This window comes from Pseudorhodoplanes sp. (genome assembly GCF_059499825.1).
Genome location: NZ_JCABZI010000002.1, coordinates 217,494 through 236,280, shown reverse-complemented (window position 1 = coordinate 236,280; position 18,787 = coordinate 217,494). Strand labels below are relative to the sequence as shown.

The 18,787-nt window shown below is 62.6% G+C and carries 19 protein-coding genes and 1 tRNA gene; 11 read left to right on the top strand and 9 right to left on the bottom strand.

Going from position 1 to position 18,787, the window contains the following annotated elements:
- Positions 1–42 precede the first annotated feature (42 nt).
- Positions 43–474, top strand: a complete 432-nt coding sequence (locus AC5I5I_RS04515) for a hypothetical protein (protein ID WP_495970317.1) — start codon at positions 43–45, stop codon at positions 472–474.
- Between the two features lie 30 nt (positions 475–504).
- Here the strand turns inward: AC5I5I_RS04515 and AC5I5I_RS04510 are convergent, their stop codons facing one another.
- Complete coding sequence (locus tag AC5I5I_RS04510) at positions 505–1,167, bottom strand: Fe2+-dependent dioxygenase (RefSeq protein ID WP_495970315.1); 663 nt, start codon at positions 1,165–1,167, stop codon at positions 505–507.
- A 150-nt stretch (positions 1,168–1,317) separates the two neighbouring features.
- Between AC5I5I_RS04510 and AC5I5I_RS04505 the strand changes: the two genes are divergently transcribed.
- The 3 genes from AC5I5I_RS04505 (at position 1,318) to AC5I5I_RS04495 (ending at position 4,721) form a co-directional block, all read left to right on the top strand.
- The gene (locus tag AC5I5I_RS04505) at positions 1,318–2,199 is read left to right on the top strand and encodes a hypothetical protein (RefSeq protein ID WP_495970313.1); all 882 of its coding nucleotides are present in this window, start codon (positions 1,318–1,320) and stop codon (positions 2,197–2,199) included.
- Between the two features lie 178 nt (positions 2,200–2,377).
- A complete protein-coding gene (locus AC5I5I_RS04500; protein ID WP_495970311.1) occupies positions 2,378–3,466 on the top strand; it encodes a TRAP transporter substrate-binding protein in 1,089 nt (362 codons plus the stop codon).
- A 166-nt stretch (positions 3,467–3,632) separates the two neighbouring features.
- Positions 3,633–4,721 (top strand): TRAP transporter substrate-binding protein, encoded by a 1,089-nt coding sequence (locus tag AC5I5I_RS04495; protein ID WP_495970309.1) that lies wholly within the window; start codon positions 3,633–3,635, stop codon positions 4,719–4,721.
- Positions 4,722–4,830: 109 nt separating this feature from the next.
- Here AC5I5I_RS04495 and AC5I5I_RS04490 read toward each other — a convergent pair whose 3' ends face one another.
- The 4 genes from AC5I5I_RS04490 to moaA form a co-directional block, all read right to left on the bottom strand.
- Positions 4,831–6,495: a TRAP transporter large permease gene (locus AC5I5I_RS04490; protein ID WP_495970307.1), complete on the bottom strand. Its 1,665-nt coding sequence runs from the start codon at positions 6,493–6,495 to the stop codon at positions 4,831–4,833.
- Positions 6,496–6,517: 22 nt separating this feature from the next.
- Complete coding sequence (locus tag AC5I5I_RS04485; protein ID WP_495970305.1) at positions 6,518–7,102, bottom strand: TRAP transporter small permease subunit; 585 nt, start codon at positions 7,100–7,102, stop codon at positions 6,518–6,520.
- 112 nt (positions 7,103–7,214) lie between these two features.
- The gene (locus tag AC5I5I_RS04480; RefSeq protein WP_495970303.1) at positions 7,215–8,114 is read right to left on the bottom strand and encodes a DMT family transporter; all 900 of its coding nucleotides are present in this window, start codon (positions 8,112–8,114) and stop codon (positions 7,215–7,217) included.
- 24 nt (positions 8,115–8,138) lie between these two features.
- Positions 8,139–9,182: a GTP 3',8-cyclase MoaA gene (gene moaA, locus AC5I5I_RS04475; protein WP_495970301.1), complete on the bottom strand. Its 1,044-nt coding sequence runs from the start codon at positions 9,180–9,182 to the stop codon at positions 8,139–8,141.
- An 85-nt stretch (positions 9,183–9,267) separates the two neighbouring features.
- Here moaA and AC5I5I_RS04470 point away from each other — a divergent pair, with 85 nt between their 5' ends.
- Positions 9,268–9,648: a gamma-butyrobetaine hydroxylase family protein gene (locus tag AC5I5I_RS04470; protein ID WP_495970299.1), complete on the top strand. Its 381-nt coding sequence runs from the start codon at positions 9,268–9,270 to the stop codon at positions 9,646–9,648.
- A 46-nt stretch (positions 9,649–9,694) separates the two neighbouring features.
- Here the strand turns inward: AC5I5I_RS04470 and AC5I5I_RS04465 are convergent, their stop codons facing one another.
- The 4 genes from AC5I5I_RS04465 to gph form a co-directional block, all read right to left on the bottom strand.
- Complete coding sequence (locus AC5I5I_RS04465; RefSeq protein WP_495970297.1) at positions 9,695–10,285, bottom strand: L,D-transpeptidase; 591 nt, start codon at positions 10,283–10,285, stop codon at positions 9,695–9,697.
- A 217-nt stretch (positions 10,286–10,502) separates the two neighbouring features.
- Positions 10,503–10,577 (bottom strand) — tRNA-Val (locus AC5I5I_RS04460).
- A 52-nt stretch (positions 10,578–10,629) separates the two neighbouring features.
- On the bottom strand, positions 10,630–11,208 hold the full coding sequence (locus tag AC5I5I_RS04455) for a PEGA domain-containing protein (protein WP_495970295.1): 579 nt from the start codon (positions 11,206–11,208) through the stop codon (positions 10,630–10,632).
- Between the two features lie 178 nt (positions 11,209–11,386).
- Positions 11,387–12,100 (bottom strand): phosphoglycolate phosphatase, encoded by a 714-nt coding sequence (gene gph, locus AC5I5I_RS04450; protein WP_495970293.1) that lies wholly within the window; start codon positions 12,098–12,100, stop codon positions 11,387–11,389.
- Positions 12,101–12,213: 113 nt separating this feature from the next.
- Here gph and rpiA point away from each other — a divergent pair, with 113 nt between their 5' ends.
- The 6 genes from rpiA (at position 12,214) to AC5I5I_RS04420 (ending at position 18,595) form a co-directional block, all read left to right on the top strand.
- Entirely contained in the window at positions 12,214–12,921 is a 708-nt protein-coding gene (gene rpiA, locus AC5I5I_RS04445; RefSeq protein ID WP_495970291.1) for a ribose-5-phosphate isomerase RpiA, read from the top strand.
- A gap of 29 nt (positions 12,922–12,950) precedes the next feature.
- A complete protein-coding gene (locus tag AC5I5I_RS04440) occupies positions 12,951–13,454 on the top strand; it encodes a DUF2059 domain-containing protein (protein WP_495970289.1) in 504 nt (167 codons plus the stop codon).
- Between the two features lie 19 nt (positions 13,455–13,473).
- Complete coding sequence (gene gor / locus AC5I5I_RS04435; RefSeq protein WP_495970287.1) at positions 13,474–14,859, top strand: glutathione-disulfide reductase; 1,386 nt, start codon at positions 13,474–13,476, stop codon at positions 14,857–14,859.
- A gap of 61 nt (positions 14,860–14,920) precedes the next feature.
- The gene (locus AC5I5I_RS04430; RefSeq protein ID WP_495970285.1) at positions 14,921–15,781 is read left to right on the top strand and encodes a carbon-nitrogen hydrolase family protein; all 861 of its coding nucleotides are present in this window, start codon (positions 14,921–14,923) and stop codon (positions 15,779–15,781) included.
- Between the two features lie 215 nt (positions 15,782–15,996).
- A complete protein-coding gene (locus AC5I5I_RS04425; protein ID WP_495970283.1) occupies positions 15,997–17,082 on the top strand; it encodes a transporter substrate-binding domain-containing protein in 1,086 nt (361 codons plus the stop codon).
- A gap of 124 nt (positions 17,083–17,206) precedes the next feature.
- Positions 17,207–18,595, top strand: a complete 1,389-nt coding sequence (locus AC5I5I_RS04420) for a class II 3-deoxy-7-phosphoheptulonate synthase (RefSeq protein ID WP_495970281.1) — start codon at positions 17,207–17,209, stop codon at positions 18,593–18,595.
- The last annotated feature ends 192 nt before the right edge of the window (positions 18,596–18,787 follow it).

Below are 18,787 nucleotides of genomic sequence, written 5' to 3'. Positions count from 1 at the left end.
CGAATGCGTGCTCGGCAGAATGGATCGCTTCAGGTTTTTTGCGTGGCCGTTGCGGCAGCGGCTGGCGCGGTCTGGGCTGTTCCGGCACATGCCCAGAAGCCGCCGGAACCGGCCCAGCAGGAGATCCTGATCAAGACCACGCTTCTGACCTTCAATGATGCGAATCTGACGCAGAATTACACGGTGCTGCATTCCAAATTGTCGAAGCCGTTCCGCGACCAGTTTTCGCCCGAGCGGCTGAAAGAGGTGTTCAAGCCATTCGTCGAACAGAAGATCGATATCGATCTGATTGCGGCAAAAACGCCGGTGGCGGACAAGCCGGCCGAGGTCGATGACCGCGGCGTGCTGTCGCTCAACGGACATTTCGACACCACGCCCAGCCACGTTTTCTATGACCTCGGCTACGTGATGTCCGATGGCGAGTGGAAGCCGATCAAGATCAACGTCAATGTGAAGCCCCCGGAAAAAAAATGACGGCTGTGCGTTCGCACGCGTCCGATTGACCTAGTCGTCGGCCCACATCCGCAGCAGGTTTGCGAGCGATTTCGAAATAAGGTCGAATTCCGCGGTCTTGCCATCGCGCGCGAAAATCGTGCGGCGCGCGGTATCGAGATCGAACAGGAGTTCGCGTTGCGCTGCGTCGCGCACCAGGCTTCTCGCCCAGCCCGCAACCACATGCCGCTGTCCGCGCGTCACCATCGCGACTCGGTGCAAGGTCGTGGCCGGATAGACGATCATCGAACCGGCCGATAGCTTGATCGCGCTGTCGTCGGCGGCGCTCTCGATCACGAGCTCGCCGCCGTCATAGGCGTCGGGTGGATCGAGAAACAGCGTGAAGGCGATGTCGGTGCGCATGCCGCCCATGATCGCATCGTCGACATGCACGCCATATTGCATGCCGGTTTCGGTGCGCGAGAAAAGCAGCGGGCTCAGCGCTTTCGGTCGCGCTGCGATCCGGAACAGATCGTTGTCCATGATCCGCGCCGCGACCAGGCCGCGAGCCGCGTCAAGACTTTTGTCCCCGGAATCGGCCTGACGATTGTCCTTGACCTGGCGCGCGGCGAAACCTGCGGTCTCGCGACCGTCGATGAAGCGAGCCTTCGCCAGCGCGGCGTGGACCGTGGTGAGGTCGTCGGGTTTCAGAATATCTGCAATCGCGATCTGCATGGCCTGACGCCTTGCCACGAAAATACGCGGTTTCGCAAATGCACCGGATTTGAATTGGAAAAATTCAAATACATCGCTGTTGGCCTCGTCCGTCCGCGGGACTATGGATTCACATTAGGTATCGCTGCATAGCCTTGGTGAGACAACGTGATGAACAAGAGCCGCAAGATCTGGATCGGCGTCGGCGCTTTCATTGTCGCCGGTCACGCTGGATCGTCACCGGTGCCTGCAGCGGATGGGAATGATCAACTGGTCCGGCCGGCGCAATCGTCAACGCATGATGGCATGAGTGCCGACCTGCGGCGGCAAATTCTCGCGCAGGCGCTCACGGTCGGCCAGGGCGGAGAAGGTGGCGAAGGCGGGGAGGGCGGCGAAGGCGGCATCAACGTCGAAGCCGCCGCCAAGGACCCGGTGGAATATGGCGTCGCGCTCCAGGTGATCGCCGCGCATTATTATGCCGGGCTCGCGGCCTATCAGGGCCAGGAGCAGGAGGCCGGCGCGCAGATGTTCGCGCACGGCCTGTCCGAGATCTACGTCGCGATGGAAGAGGTGTTCAAGACGCTCGGCGTCACCGGCCTTGGCGCCAAGCTGGAAGCTGCCGTTGCCGCCGCGGCCGAGAAGAAGCCCCTGGCTGAGGTCACGCGAAAAGCAAATGCGGTATTCGCGGCCCTTGCCGAAGCGAACAGGAAGGCGCCCAAATCGAAGCTTCCCGCCCAGGCCGTACGCGCGCAAATCGCGGCCGAACTCGCCGATCGCGCTGCAGCACAATACGTGGTGGTGCAGAAAGACGATGGCCTGGAGGCCTATCTGGACGGCCTTGGTTTCGCGATGGCGGCGCGCGCCGAGGCCCGGGATGCGCTGCCTTACCTGAAAAAGATCGATCCCGGTAAGGAAGCCGCTTTGCGACGGGCAGTGACGCTGGGTGAGCAGGCTTTTCCCGGCATCAAACGTCCCGAAAAGCCGAAGGTCAGCGCGGCGGACCTGCAATCCGCAGCGTCGGCGGCCAAATTGGCGGTATCCGGCCTGCGGTAGCCGGTTTTCTGCCCCCTAGAGCGCGTCCCCAACCGAATTGTGCATTGACGCTGCGCCGGTGATTTGTGAAAGCCGAGCCCCTTGCCTGGGTCCGGCAGGAGCGTCATCGTCGCCGCCGGCCATGCTGGCCGCTCGCCGGGCCGGGAACCGCAATCAAAAGCCTCTACGGGAGAAGGATATGAAACGCCGTCAATTCATCGCGACGATTGGAGCGGGCGCGGCTGCGGCCGCGATTGCCAAACCCGCCATCGCGCAATCAAGCCCCAACGTCAAATGGCGCCTGACCTCGAGTTTCCCGAAGTCGCTCGACACATTGTGGGGCGGCGCCGAAACGTTCTGCAAGGCGGTTGCGGAAGCAACCGACAACAAATTCCAGATCCAGCCATTCGCCGCCGGCGAAATCGTACCCGGTCTTGCCGCGGCCGATGCCGTCACCAACGGTACCGTCGAGATGTGCCAGACCGCGTCTTATTACTATGTCGGCAAGGATCCGACTTTCGCACTCGCCAGCGCCATTCCGTTCGGTCTGAATACGCGCATGCAGAATTCCTGGCTCTATCAGCATGGCGGCAGCAAGCTGATGGATGAGTTCTACGCCAAGTTCAAATTCATCGCGCTTCCGGCTGGCAACACCACCGGTCAGATGGGCGGCTGGTTCCGCAAGGAGATCAAGGAGGTTGCCGACCTGAAGGGTCTCAAGATGCGGATCGCCGGTCTGGCCGGCCAAGTCATGTCGAAACTCGGCGTGGTGCCGCAACAGATCGCCGGTGGCGAAATCTATCCTGCGCTCGAAAAGGGCACCATCGACGCTGCCGAATGGGTCGGGCCGTACGACGACGAGAAGCTCGGCTTCCAGAAGGTCGCGCCGTACTATTATTACCCCGGCTGGTGGGAAGGCAGCACGTCGATCCATAACTTCATCAATATCGATAAATGGAACGAGCTGCCGAAGGGCTATCAGCAGGTCGTTCGTTCCGCGTCCGATACTGCCAACATCACGATGACGGCGAAGTACGACGCGGAAAACCCACTCGCGATCAAACGTCTGGTGGCCGGCGGCGCGCAGTTGCGGCCGTTCTCGCAACCGATCCTCGATGCCTGCTTCAAGGCGTCGAACGACATCTATGCCGAGATTACCGCGAGCAATCCGAGTTTCAAGAAGATCTACGACAATCTGATTGCGTTCCGCAGTGACGAATATCTCTGGTGGCAGGTCGCGGAATACGCCTTTGACAGTTACATGATCAGGGCGCGAACCCGCTCCTGATCCCGCGGCGTCAGGTGCTATCTTAGGAGCCGGCCCCAACGGGCCGGCTCTTAATCTTTGTGGATATTGCGTTTCGGTGTGCGCATGATTGCGGGGGCGAGCAGAACGACCGCAAGCGCAACCACGGCACGCAACAGGCCTCGCCCATTTTTTGGAGAGGGACCCCATGAAACGCAGATCGTTCTTGCAGGCGACGGCCGCGGGATTTGCGGCCAGTACAATTGCAGCACCCGCCATTGCGCAATCGAGCCCTGACATCAAATGGCGCCTGACGTCCAGCTATCCGAAGTCGCTCGACACCATCTTCGGGGCCGCCGAGGTCTTTTCCAAAGCTGTGGCCGAAGCCACCGACAACCGGTTTCAGATTCAGGTGTTCGCCGCCGGCGAAATCGTCCCCGGTCTGCAAGCCGCCGATGCGGTCACCAGCGGTACGGTCGAGATGTGTCATACCGCTTCGTATTATTATGTCGGCAAGGACCCGACCTTCGCCTTCGGTACGGCGATTCCGTTCGGCTTCAACCAGCGCATGATCGACGCCTGGATGTTCAACAGCAACGGCATCGAGCTGATGAACGACTTCTACAAGAAGTACAACATCATTGCGTTTCCCGCGGGAAATACCGGCGCACAGATGGGCGGATGGTTCCGCAAGGAGATCAAAAGTACCGCCGATCTGAAGGGACTGAAGATGCGGATTGGCGGATTTGCCGGCCGCGTGTTGGCGAAGCTTGGTGTGGTGCCCCAGCAGATTGCCGGCGGTGACATCTATCCGGCTCTCGAGAAGGGAACGATCGATGCCGCGGAATGGGTCGGTCCCTATGACGACGAGAAACTCGGTTTCAACAAGGTCGCGCCCTATTATTATTATCCCGGCTGGTGGGAAGGTGGCCCGATGCTGCATAACTTCATCAATATCGGCAAATGGAACCAGTTGCCGAAAAGCTATCAGTCCATCGTCAGTTCCGCGTCGCATGTCGCCAACACCATCATGATGACCCGCTACGATGCGGCCAATCCGGCGGCGCTGCGTCGCCTGGTCGGCGGCGGTGCACAACTGCGTTCGTTTCCGCCGTCGGTGATGGATGCCTGCTATGCCGCCGCGAATGAGCTTTACACCGAGACCTCGGCCAAGAATCCGGGCTTCAAGAAAGTTCTCGACAGCGTGATGGCGTTCCGCAACGAGCAATATCTGTGGTGGCAGGTCGCCGAATATGGCTACGACAGTTTCATGATCCGCGCCCGCGCCCGCGGCTGAGCGGGACCGCAATCCGGCTGGTGCAAGTTCGTTGCGGCATGGCCGCAAGGCCTGATGGCCCGAGACTTTACGCGTCGTCCAACCGCGCCCGCTCAGTCCGTCAACGCTGTCACTTGATGACCGGCGGCATGTCGAACTGAATCGGCGGCGGCATTTCGATGCCCGGCAGATTTCTGAGCTGTTCCTCGACCTTCGAGGGGTCGGCCGCCACTCGTCCGGATTTGTAGTGCATGACCATGCTCGGGAAGGCGATGACTAGCGCCACCATGATGCACTGGATGAATACGAACGGCACAGCGCCCCAGTAAATCTCCCCGGTCGTAACCGGTGGCATGGTCTTGCCGGTGACCCGGTCGACATAGGATGTTCGCGGCGCCACCGATCGCAGATAGAACAGCGCGAAACCGAACGGTGGGTGCATGAAGGACGTCTGCATGTTGACCGCAAGGATCACGCCAAACCAGATCAGGTCGATGTCGAGTTTGGTGGCCGCGGGAGCGAGCAGGGGGATGACGATAAAGGCGATCTCGAAGAAATCGAGGAAGAAGGCCAGCAGGAACACGAACACGTTCACGACAATCAGAAAGCCAGTCTGTCCGCCGGGAAGTCCGACCAGCAATTGCTCAACCCAGTGGTGACCGTCGACGCCGTAGAAGGTCAGCGAAAACACCCGCGCGCCGATCAGGATGAAAATCACGAACGACGCCAGCTTGGCTGTGGATTGCGCGGCCTGCCGCGTCAGATCGAAAGTCAGACGGCCCTTGGAAATGGCGAGCAACATCGCCCCGACCGCGCCCATGGCGCCGCCTTCCGTCGGCGTTGCGACGCCGATGAAGATGGTGCCGAGCACCAGGAAGATCAGCGCCAGCGGCGGCACCATCACGAAGATGACCTGCTCGGCCATCACCGAAAGCAGCTTTAGCCGTGTGATGCGGTTTATGATCGCGATCGAAAATGCGATCGCGACCCCAAGCGACATGGTCAGGACGACGAAGTCGGAGCCTGCGGTGACATTCGTGGTGCGCATGTAAAGATAGGCAGCAACGCCGGAGAACACGACCACGATGAAGAGTGACGGCAAGCCGCGGCTGCCGTCCGGCTCCTTGTATGTCAGCGCCTCAAGCGGCAGGCCAGGGGCGGCTGCAGGCTTCAGGCTCGCGACCAGGAAGACGTAGCCTGCATAGATCGCCGACAGCACGAGGCCGGGAATGAAGGCGCCTTCGTACATGTCGCCGACTGAACGGCCGAGCTGATCGGCCATCACGATCAGGACCAGCGACGGCGGAATGATCTGGGCCAGTGTGCCGGACGCCGCGATGATACCGGTCGCGACCCTGCGATCGTAGCCGTATCGCAGCATGATTGGCAGTGCGATCAGTCCCATCGAAATGACCGACGCCGCGACCACGCCGGTTGTTGCGGCAAGCAGGGCGCCGACGAAAATGACCGCATAGGCGAGGCCGCCACGAATGGTGCCGAACAATTGCCCGATGGTGTCGAGCAAATCCTCCGCCATGCCGGAGCGTTCGAGGATCAATCCCATGAAGGTGAAGAAGGGGATCGCCAGCAGGGTGTCGTTGTTCATGACACCATAGACGCGCTCCGGAAGCGCGCCGAGAAAATCGGGACGGAACAGCCCGAGCTCGATGCCGATCAATCCGAAGAACAGGCCGTTTGCCGCCAGCGCGAACGCAACAGGATAGCCCAGCAGCAAAAACACCACCAGGGAGCCAAACATAATCGGCGCCATGTAGTGAATCAGGATCTGGGTCATGGCTGGGCGATACGCTCGGCTGTCATTTATCGGGCTTGATGTCGGCGAGAAGGCGTTCGGCCTCGGCTTCCGCGGGATGCAGCGTCTGTTCGAACGGGTCGGGGATGAGGCCGCGCATCACGGCAATGCGCTTGATCAGTTCGGATATGCCCTGAAAGAACAGCAGCGCGAATCCGATCACCACGAGCGACTTGGCCGGCCATTGCGGTAGTCCGCCGGCATTGAAGGACTGCTCATTGAGCCGGAAGGACGCGAGGAAGAACGGCCAGCCGGTCACGATCATGACGACGGTGAAGGGCAGCAGGAACGCAACGTGACCGAATATATCGATCGAGTCGCGAACTCTTTTGGGGAACATGCTGTTCACGATGTCGATGCGGATATGTTCGTTGGACATCAGCGTCCATGGCGAGCAGGCCATGAAGATCACGCTGAACATGATCCACTGCAGCTCGAGCCAGGCATTTGAGGACAGCCCGAAAAGCTTGCGGCTGATAGCGTTCGCGGTCGAAACGATGACGACGACAACGATGAGCCATGAAACCCATTTACCGAGACGCAAATTGATCGAATCGATAACGCGGCTCACTGCGAGCAAAGCTTGCACGGTAACGGAATCCCCTCGATCCCGGCGCTGGAAAGCGCTCACGGACGGCCGCCCCGGCCATCGTGACCACAGCTAATCCGAACCTTGCCGCGCCCGTCAATGGAAAGTTTGGCTAGGCCGGCGGAAGGGCCTTGGCCGCAAGCTCACGCCGCGCCACTGCCTCGCGGTGAAGTGCATAAAGTCCGCTCAGCGCGATGAGTCCCGCGCCGACGATTGCCCATCGATCCGGCACTTCGCCAAAACCGACATAGCCCGCGATCCCCATCCAGAGCAGGAGCGTGTAGCGGAACGGCGCGACTGCCGCGATCTCGACGCCGCGGAAGGCATGCACCACCAGATACGTGCCGATACCCAGAAAGGCCGCTGCGATTGAGATGAACGCCCATTGCCCGGAGGTTGGCATCGTCCATCGCTCGCCAAGACCGATTGCAGCGCCCGCTAGCGTCACCGCGATGGTGCCGTAGAGCCCAACCACGAGTGACGGCACGGTGTGGTCGATACGCCGGGTTGCAAGGTCGCGCCCGGCCGAGAAAAAGGCCGCAGCCAGGCCGGCGAGCGCCCAGACGTCAAAGGTCGCGGCCGTCGGCTTGACGATGAACAGCGTGCCCGCCAGTCCGATGCCGATCGCGGCCCAGCGCCGCCAGCCGACGCGGTCGCCGAGTGTGAGCGCGGCAAGCGCGGTCAGGATTAGCGGCGAGGTCATGACCACGGCCGAGAGGTCGGCGATCTTCATGTTGACGAGCGCGGCAATGAAAAAGATCGTGCCGAGCGCGTCGAACAGCGCGCGCCACATTACGATCGGCTTGCCGGCGGTGAGGATGTGCCGGAACCCGCCGGTTGCCGCAATCACCACAACGAAGATGACCGCGGACAGCGCCCCGCGCAGGAACAGGACCTGGCCGAAGGGCAGTTCGGCCGCCACCAGCTTCACGAAGGCATCGTTGACGCTGTACGCGGCCATGCCGAACGTCAGCGCGATCATGCCGCGACGGTTGGCAGCGGATTGGCTCACCGGGATGTTCCGAAAAGTCCGCCGTCAGCCGCCGGTGACGCTCATGTGGCGGGGGAGAGCGGGGCGGGTGTGGCGGCGGTCGATGACGAAGTCATGGCCCTTCGGCTTGCGTGCCACCGCGGCTTCGATCGCGGCATGCAGCAGTTCGTCGGATTCCGAAGCACGCAGAGGTGCGCGCAGGTCGGCCGCGTCCTCCTGCCCGAGACACATGAACAGGGTGCCGGTGCAGGTCAGCCTGACGCGGTTGCAGGATTCGCAGAAATTATGCGTCATCGGCGTGATGAAGCCGAGCCGGCCGCCGGTCTCGGCGACGCGGACATAACGGGCGGGTCCGCCGGTGCGATAATCGATCTCGTCCAGCGTGAAGCGTTCCGCCAGTCTGCCACGGACCATCGACAGCGGCAGATACTGATCGAGCCGCGCTTCGCCGACGTCGCCGAGCGGCATGACCTCGATCAGCGTCAGGTCCATGCCGCGGCCATGCGACCACGCAACCAGGTCCGCGATCTCGTCCTCGTTCACGCCCTTGAGCGCAACCGCATTGATCTTGACCTTGAGGCCGGCAGCCTGCGCGGCGTCGATGCCGGCGATCACGCGAGACAGATCGCCCCAGCGTGTGATGGCGCGGAATTTGTCCGGATCGAGGGTGTCGAGCGATACGTTGATCCGCTCAACGCCATGGTCTTTCAGTTCGCTGGCGTATTTCGCGAGCTGCGAGCCATTGGTGGTGAGGGTCAGTTCATCGAGCGCACCGTTGCGCAGGTGGCGCGACAGCGAGGCAAACAGCGTCATGATGCCGCGCCGAACCAGCGGTTCGCCGCCGGTCAGGCGCAGCTTGCGCACCCCGCGCGACACAAAGGCGGAGCAGAGCCGGTCGAGTTCCTCCAGCGTCAACAGATCGGCTTTGGGCAGGAACGCCATGTCTTCGGACATGCAATAGACGCAGCGGAAGTCGCAGCGGTCCGTGACCGAGATCCGCAGGTAGGAGATCGCACGCGCGAACGGATCCACCAGCGGCGGGCGCGACGCGGAGCGGTTCAGTTCAATCGGTTGCGGTGCAGCATTCATGAGTAGGCCTCGACCCTTCATATAGGGGTTTCGGGGCTGCGGCAAAACCCTTGGAACAGGCGCGATTTGGGCGCTATCAGGAGGCATGAGCACCGCGCAAGCCTGGCCGACCGAACTTCGCCTGAGCAAGGACCGCAGGACCCTGATCGTCGCATTCGACAGTGGCGAGCGGTTCGAGCTTCCGGCTGAATATCTTCGCGTGAAGAGTCCGAGCGCGGAAGTGCAGGGGCACTCCCCGGACGAGCGCAAGACCGTGCCGGGCAAGCGCGACGTGATGATCCTGGAGATCCAGCCGATCGGCAATTACGCGGTGCGTCTGATCTTCGACGACATGCATTCCACCGGCATCTATGCGTGGGACTATTTCGCCGAGCTGGGCCGCAATCACGCGCGCTACTGGCAGGATTATCTCGACGAGCTTGCGGTGAAGGGGCTGACACGCGAGCCGGCCGCGCGGCCGGCCTAGAGTCTTCCGGATGCGCCCTTGAGCCGCATCCGGACCGACACAGGGCTCACTTCACGACGATGACCTTGGCGCCGACCTTCACGCGCTCGTAGAGATGGACGATGTCGTCATTGGTCAGCCGGATGCAGCCCGACGAGTCGGCCTCGCCGACGGAATCGGGATCGTGCGTGCCGTGGATGCGATAGATCGTCGAGCCGATATAGAGCGCCCGCGCGCCGAGCGGATTGCCAGGGCCGCCCTTCATGTGAACCGGAAGGCCGGGCTGGCGCTTCCGCATTTCCGGCGGCGGCCGCCAGTCGGGCCATTCGCGCTTGTTTGAGACAGTGTGGATGCCGTTCCACGTAAAGCCGTCGCGGCCGACGCCAACCCCGTAGCGGATCGCGCGGTTGTTGCCGAGCACGTAATAGAGTTTGCGGTCCTTGGTGAAGACGATAACGGTGCCGGGCTTTTCCTTGGTCTCGAACCCGACCTCCTGGCGCCGGAGCGCGAAGATCTCGAACAGCCCCCTCGACTTGGCGCCCTGCGCGGCGCCGCCATCGAGCCGGCCATCGGGATCGGTGATAACCGGACTCGCGACCGAAGCCGACGACACCGCGATCGCGGCAACGAAGCCCGCGGTCAGGAGACGCACCAGCATTTCACGGCTCCCCAAGCGGAAATGACGAGGCCGGCGAACCGGCACAGGGCATAGTAAAATCATTCGGACGCACGTGCCGCAAGCGCATTCCACGGTGCATGGCGACAGGTCGCGTGCGCGGCGCACCGGTGGTCGTGCGAACAGAGAAGACGAGTTTGATGGGATCGGAAGCACACGGCGGCTACCACAACCGCATCGTGACTTTTCATGGCAATGATGGTGGGCGCGACAGGGATTGAACCTGTGACCCCTCCCGTGTGAAGGGAGTGCTCTCCCGCTGAGCTACGCGCCCGAAAGGCCCGGCACTTAAGTGTTGCCGCCGATACCTGTCAAGCGATGCGCGATCAGCGCGTCTGCGACGGTGCCGGCCAGGCGCCGGCCGGATTTTGCTGCTGAGTTTGTCCGAATCCGCCGCTCTGGGCCGGGGGCGGATTGAAGCCGCTGGTCGAGGGCGGCGGCGCGAACCCGCCGTCGGCTGACGGCTGCTGGGCACGCTGCCGCGGCGCTGCCGCGGGCTGCTCTGCGGGCGGCTGATTGGCGACCCGCGGCCGCTTGGCGGGCGCACGGCGCGGCGCCACTTTCGTCAGCTCGGCGACCACCGGATTTTGGTCGAAGCGGGGCGGCGCGCCGGTCAGACCCATTTCCTCGTTGCCGCGAATGTCTTCGGGCGGGATCAGTTTCACCGGGATGGTCTGCGGTTGATAGCCGTTCAGGCTGTAGGTCACCTGGAAATCGGCCGCCGGAACCGCCAGCGCGCAGGGGGTGCGGCAGGTCTGCCCGCCCGACGTCTTGATTTCCGCGCCCGGAGGGGTGGATTCGAATTGCAGCGGGACGGTCGGCGTTGCGGTCCGCATCAAGTCGCCCGAGCTGGAACAGCCGGCGAGGGCGATGCCACACGCAAAAATCGTCAGGTATTTAACCATGGGTCTTGTCCATCGCTGGGCCGATTTCGGCGCCACGACCCTCTGGCCGGGACCATAAGAGCCGAGCCCCCTGTGCAACCACCGAAAGGTCCTCTATCGCGCCTTACAAGATGACACGCGTGTGAATGAAAAAGCCGCAAACAGCGTCAATTTTACGGCTGTTTTGGTTCCATTATGGTTAATTCCTACCGCCCGCCGGGCTCTGGCCTGCAACTACAACGAGATCGAACACGGCAGCAGGCAGAGCATCGAAATGTCCGATCAGACGATCCGGCCGGAGTTCGGCCATGGGGGTCCGGGTGTAGCCGAAATCGACCCCGATCACTGGAATTCCCGCCGCGCGAGCAACACTCACATCGGTTTCGGAATCGCCGACCATGACGGCGCGGGTCGCATCTCCGCCGGCGCGCGCGATGGTGAGCCGCAACGAATCGGGGTCCGGCTTTTTCATCGCGAACGTGTCCTGCCCGCAGATCGCGGCGAAACGCGAGGTCAGCCCAAGCGCATCCAGCAGCCGCAGCGACAGCGCCTCGTATTTGTTGGTGCAGACCGCGAAGGTGAAACCGTCTGCGCCGAGCCGGTCCAGCGCATTCTCCAGCCCGGGATAGGGGCGGGAGCGGTCGGCGATATGGTCCTGGTAGCGCCTGATATAGCGCGCAAACAGCTCATCCATTGCCGCTTCGCCCGGGAATTGTCCGCGTTCAGCGAGCGCCTGTTCCAGCAGCGGTCGCACCCCGGCGCCGATCATCGGCCGCGCGATGTCAAAGGGGATCGCCGGTATGCTTTCGTCCCCGAGGATCGCATTCAGAGCGTGGATCAGGTCGGGCGCGGTGTCGACGAGCGTTCCGTCAAGGTCGAAGACCACGATGGGCGGGGGCGGGCGATCGGGCATGGCGCCGGGCTAAGCCGCTGCGGCGGCGAAATCAAGTCTTGCCGAGGGGCTAGGTTCCTGGGCGGATCGGGGCTAGACAACCGGCCGGTTATTCTTGAGGACAGACGGTCTCCATGACGTCCGATGCAATGAAACGGCAGGCTGCCGCCCGCGCACTCGATTTCGTGCGCCCCGGGATGCGGCTCGGCCTCGGCACCGGGTCGACGGCGCGCCATTTCGTCGAATTGCTGGGTGAGCGCGTGGCGGCGGGCCTCGATGTGATTGGCGTCCCGACGTCGGAGGCGACCGAAGCCGACGCCAGACGGGTCGGCGTACCGCTGACGACCCTCGAAGAAACACCCCGCCTCGACCTGACGGTCGACGGCGCCGACGAAATCGGACCGGGCCTCGCGCTGATCAAAGGTGGCGGCGGCGCGCTGCTGCGTGAGAAGATCGTGGCGGCGGCCTCCGCCCATATGATCGTGATCGCGGACGAATCGAAACTGGTGCCGGCGCTGGGCGCCTTTCCGTTGCCGATCGAGATCGTGCCGTTCGGCATGGCTGCGACCGTGATGGCGATCGGTCACGCGCTGGAATGGCTGGGCCTACCCGCCAATCTGAGACTGCGGATGGGAGCGGACGGTCACGCATTTGTCACCGATGGGGGGCACCGCATCATCGACGCGTCGCTGGGCCGTATTCCCGATCCCGATAAACTCGCCGACGCGCTTGTCGCGATACCGGGAGTGGTGGAGCATGGACTTTTTCTGGAGCTCGCTGGTACCGCGATCGTTGCCGGTCCCTCGGGAATTCGAGTGATCGAGCGGCAAACCGGATCATGATATCTTTCAGACTCAAAGGAGTTGTCTCAATGAGTGTTCAACCGCTGGTTCGTTTGGCCGCCGCCGGTCTTGCAGCATTTCTGCTTTCAGCAACGCCGACGCTTGCGCAGCAGCCATCGAAGGCTTCGCTGGCGCTGGCCAACGAAATCCTCGAGATCAAGGGGTCGATGTCGATTTTCGACGCGGTGATTCCGGGCGTGATCGAGAAGTCGAAATCCTCGCTGATGCAGATGAATCCGAACCTGTTCAAGGATCTGAACGACGTGGCCAACAACCTGCGCAAGGAATTTGCGCCGCGTTTGGACACACTGCGTGCCGACGTTGCCAGAATTTACGCCTCGCGCTTCACCGAGCAGGAAATGAAGGACACGATTGCGTTCTACAAATCGCCGCTCGGAAAGAAGATCCTGACCGAAGAGCCGGCTTTCGTCGATCGCTCGATGACGGCCGCCCAGGAATGGGCGATCAAGCTGAACGATGAAATTCTTCAGCGCTTCCGCGCCGAAATGAAGAAGCGCGGCCATCCGTTCTGAGTCCGGTCGCGCCCGCATCATGACCGATTTCGACGTCGATCTTTTCGTCATAGGTGCCGGCTCCGGCGGCGTGCGTGCGGCGCGGATCGCCGCAGGCCACGGCGCGCGAGTGACGATCGCAGAGGAATTCCGCGTCGGCGGCACGTGCGTGATCCGGGGCTGCGTTCCGAAAAAACTCCTCGTCTATGCGTCCCGCTTCGCCGACGAGTTTCATGACGCCGCCGGCTATGGCTGGACCGTAGGCGAGCCGGTTTTCGACTGGCCGACGCTAATCGCCAACAAGGATCTGGAGATCGACCGGCTGGAGCGAGCGTATGTCTCCAATCTCGAACGCTCGAAGGTCAACATCGTGCGCAGCCGCGCGGTGCTCGAGGATGCCCATCGTGTGCGTCTGGTCGCGACCGGCGAGATCGTGCGCGCCAGACATATCCTGATCGCGACCGGCGGCTGGCCTTCGCACGGTGCCGATATCGCGGGACTGGAGCACGTGATCTCGTCGAACGAAGCGCTCGATCTGAAGGCGCTTCCGAAGCGCATCCTGATCCAGGGCGGCGGCTATATCGCGGTCGAGTTCGCAGGCATCTTCCGCGGACTGGGGTCGGAGGTCACTCTGGTTTATCGCGGCGACAACATCCTGCGCGGATTCGATGACGATATCCGCGAGCATTTGCGCAGCGAGATGGAGAAGCGCGGCATCCGCATCCTGACCCGCAAACTTGTCGAGGGGGTGGAGAAGGTCGACCACGGCCTCTGCGTTTCGCTGTCGAATCATGAAGCCGTGGTGGTCGACCAGGTCATGTTCGCGACCGGCCGCCGCCCGAATGTATCCGGGCTTGGGCTTGAGCGGGCCGGCGTGCAACTGAACGAAAAGGGCGCGATCAAGGTCGATAAGTTTTCGCGCACATCGGTGCCGCATATCTACGCCGTCGGCGACGTCACCGACCGGATCAATCTCACGCCGGTTGCGATCCGCGAGGGTCATGCCTTCGCCGATACCGTGTTCGGTGGCAAGGAAGTCATCGTCGACCACACCGATATCCCGACCGCCGTGTTTTCGGAGCCGGAAGTCGGGGTGATCGGATTGACCGAAATGGAAGCGCGGCACGCCTATGCGCGCGTCGACATTTACAAGTCGAGCTTTCGCACCCTAAAGATGACGCTCGCGGCGCGCGACACCCGATGCTTCTTCAAGCTTGTGGTCGATGGCGAGAGCGACCGGGTGCTGGGCTGTCATATCGTCGGTCCGGACGCGGGCGAAATGATCCAGCTGGTCGGGATCGCGATCAAGATGAATGCGACCAAGGCGGATTTCGACCGCGTGATGGCGGTTCATCCGACGGCCGCGGAGGAGCTGGTCACCATGCGCACCAAGGCCGCGACCTATGTACGCGAGGCTGCGGAATAGCCGCGCAGCCGAATTCGCCGAGCGCGGCACTGCGTTCTAAATCCCGGCCCTGGAGTGACCCATGACTGCGTTTCGTATCGGCTTGGCCCAGCCCTTGGCTCATGATCCCGCGGAGGCTGAGAAGAACGTCGCCGACGCGATCCGTTTCATCCAACGCGCCGCCGCCGGCGGCGCTGACTTCGTCTGCCTGCCGGAGAGCTATCCCGGTCCGTGGCGAATGCCGGCGACGTTCGATCCTGCACCCGCGATATCGCGCGCCGCGGTCGAGAACAAGATTCATGTCGTGTTCGGAACGCTGGAGCCGATCGATCCGGCGAAAGCGACGGCCTACAATCTGACATGCATGGCCTATCCCGACGGCACAGTCGTCAGCTATCGGCGCACCCATCCCAATGGACCATGGATTTATACCGGCGGAACGGCGTGGGAATTCCAGTATGTGCCGGGGGACGATTACCCGGTCTTTGACACCGTGCACGGCAAGGTCGGCCTTTCGATGTGCTCGGAGGTCTACATGCCGGAGGTGACACGCGCGCTGGCCTTGCGCGGCGCGGAGATCATTTTCATGCCGGCAGGAACGCCAAAGGGGCGGTTGCACGAGGGCTGGCGAACGCTCCTGTATGCGCGCGCGATCGAGAACCTCGCCATTGTGGTATCGACCCAGAATATGCTGAGCGAGACCGACCGCGGCCTCGCGATCGTAGCCGCTCCCGAGCAGGTCCTGTTCGAAAGCGAAGCGCCCGGATTGTTCTTCGTGGACGCTGACATCTCCCGCATCAGGCAGATGCGCACAGGTCTCGACAGTGTCAGCGCGTCAAAGTCGTTTGGCGCGAAGCAGGGCGTCCTTGGCCCACAATGGCAGCGCCCCGAATTGTACGGCAGTTTCTTTCCGCCGCTGCCGCAACGCGAGGCAGCGGAATAAACCTGCGGAAATCTCCGACATCCGCGTCGATCCCGCCGCGTTGAGGCTATGCCACGGTTCACGGACCGGGCCATCGCTGCCGTTAACTCTTCGCCCGCAGGAATCCTGAATCCTGTGCTTCTGTGATATGGAACCGGATCGGGTCGAAACCGCAGCATCCGGGAATGAGCTCTCCTTCGCGCAGATACCTCCGGCGAATGTGCCGGTTTGTCACGGTGCTTACAGCCGCCATCATGGTCGCAGCGGCGCCGGCTTTTGCACAATCCGCGAAGCCGTCGGACCTCGAGTCGTTGCTCCAGCGCGAGATCGTCGTCGGCACCAAGGAAGCGGCCCCATTCGCGATGAAGGGCCCGGACGGGCAGTGGACCGGTATCAGCATCGAGCTCTGGCGGCGGATCGCGGAGAAGCAGAACCTCAAATTCCGTTTCCATGAAGAGGAAACCGTACCCGGGCTGATCGACGCAACGGCTCAGGGGAAAATCGATATTGCGGTGGCGGCATTGACGGTGACCTCCGCGCGCGAGGAAATTCTCGACTTCACGTCCGCCTTCTATGGCACCGGGCTCGGCATCGCGGTCGCGTCCGGTGAAACCGCAAGCTTCGCGCCGGTGATGCGGACGCTCACGTCCTTCAACTTTCTGCGGGCGGTGCTGGCGCTGATCGGTCTCGCACTCGTGGTCGGCTTCGTCGTCTGGCTGCTGGAGCGGCGCCACAACGAGGAATTCGGTGGCGGCGTCGCCAAGGGGCTCAGTTCGAGCGTCTGGTGGACCACGGTTGCCATGACCCAGCGTGGCATCGGCCAGCAGGGCCCGCGCACCATGCCGGGCCGCTTCGTGGCGATGCTCTGGATGGTGGGCTCGATCATTACCATTGCGGTCTTCACGGCGGCCATTACCTCGGCCCTGACCGTCCGGCATTTGCAGGGCGCGGTCCAGGGCGTGACCGACCTGTCAAAGGTGCGGGTCGGTGCGGTCGCCGGCTCCTCAACCGAGGAGACGCTCAAGAAATTGCGGATTGCGTTCGACAGTTTTCCGACCGCCAGGGACGGCCTGAAGGCGATCCGTGACGGCGACCTCGATGCGTTCGTCTATGACCGGCCGCTGCTGGCCTGGACCATCAACCAGGATTTTCGCCGCAGCATCGAGTTGCTCGACGTGGTCTTCGACCAGCAGCATTATGCCTTCGCGCTGCCGGCCGGCAGCCCGCTGCGTAAGCCGGTCAGCGTGACATTGCTGACAGAAGTGCGAAGCCCGTGGTGGGGCGAGACGCTGTACCGCTATCTCGGCTCGAAAGGGCAGTAGCGGACCCGGCTTCCGGCCCGAAATTCGCGCGGAACGCGGGCGTGGCGGCTTGAACCAAGTGCGGGTATAACGCCGCCAAGACAGACGGGCCGGGGAGATCGCCGCGGCCGCAGGAGTACCGATTATGCCGGAGCGTTGGACGCCCGAAAGCTGGCGCAAGAAGCCCATCGTGCAGGTGCCGGAATACCCGGACCAGGCGGCGCTCGCCGCCGTGGAGAAGCAGCTCGCCAGCTTTCCGCCGCTGGTTTTTGCAGGCGAGGCCCGCAATCTGAAGAAGCAGCTGGCGCGGGTGAGCGCCGGCGAGGCGTTCCTGCTCCAGGGCGGCGACTGCGCCGAAAGCTTCGCCGAGCACGGGCCGAACAATATCCGCGACTTCTTCCGCGTCTTCCTGCAGATGGCGGTGGTGCTGACCTTTGCCGGCGGATCGCCGGTGGTGAAGGTCGGTCGCATCGCAGGCCAATTCGCCAAGCCGCGTTCTTCGCCGACCGAGAAGAAGGGCGATGTGGAATTGCCGAGCTATCGCGGCGACATCGTAAACGGCAACGAGTTCACCCCCGAGGCGCGCATTCCCGATCCGCGACGCCAGATCGAGGCCTATCGCCAGTCTGCCGCGACCCTGAATCTGTTGCGCGCCTTTGCTCATGGCGGCTACGCCAATCTTGCCACCGTGCATCAATGGATGCTGGGCTTCGTGAAGGACTCGCCGCAGGCCCGCCGCTATCAGGAGCTGGCCGACCGGATTTCCGAGGCGCTCGGCTTCATGCGCGCCTGCGGACTCGATCTCGAAAGCCAGACCGAGTTACGCACCACCGATATCTATACCAGCCACGAAGCGCTGCTGCTCGGCTTCGAGGAAGCTATGACGCGCGTCGATTCCACGAGCGGCGACTGGTACTGCACCTCGGGTCATATGGTCTGGATCGGCGACCGGACCCGCCAGCCCGATCACGCCCATGTCGAGTTCTGCCGCGGCATCAAAAATCCCATCGGGCTGAAATGCGGTCCGTCGCTCAAGCCCGATGATTTGATCCGGCTGATCGACATCCTCAATCCCGATAACGAGCCGGGGCGGCTGACCCTGATCGGCCGTTTCGGCAACGAGAAAGTGGGTGAGCATCTGCCGGCTCTCATCCGCGCGGTGAAGCGCGAAGGCAAGGTCGTGGTGTGGTCCTGCGATCCGATGCACGGCAACACCATCAGCTCGGTGTCGGGCTACAAGACCCGGCCGTTCGACCGCATTCTCGACGAGGTGAAGGCGTTCTTCGCCGTGCATGCGGCCGAAGGCACCTATGCCGGCGGCGTGCATCTGGAGATGACCGGGCAGAACGTCACCGAATGCACCGGCGGCGCGCGCGCGATCTCCGACGCCGAGCTGAACGATCGCTATCACACCTTCTGCGATCCGCGGCTGAACGCCGAACAGTCGATCGACATGGCGTTTCTGGTCGCCGAATTGCTGAAAAAGGAGCGCGCGGTGCACGCCCAACCGTTGCCGCAGGTGGCGGGGCTCTAGCCGCGGCGCGGTCCAGCGCAGCATAATGAAGGAAGTCTTGATGCTGAAAAGGCCCGGTTTACCGGGCCTTTTTTCATAGCCGGCACGGTTGCGTGCCGCGAAATTTGCCGGCCGTTAACGCTGCGACCGTTGACCCTCTTATGCCTGCCATCGTGGAAAGGAATTGCAGACAATTTGAATCAATTCTGGTCC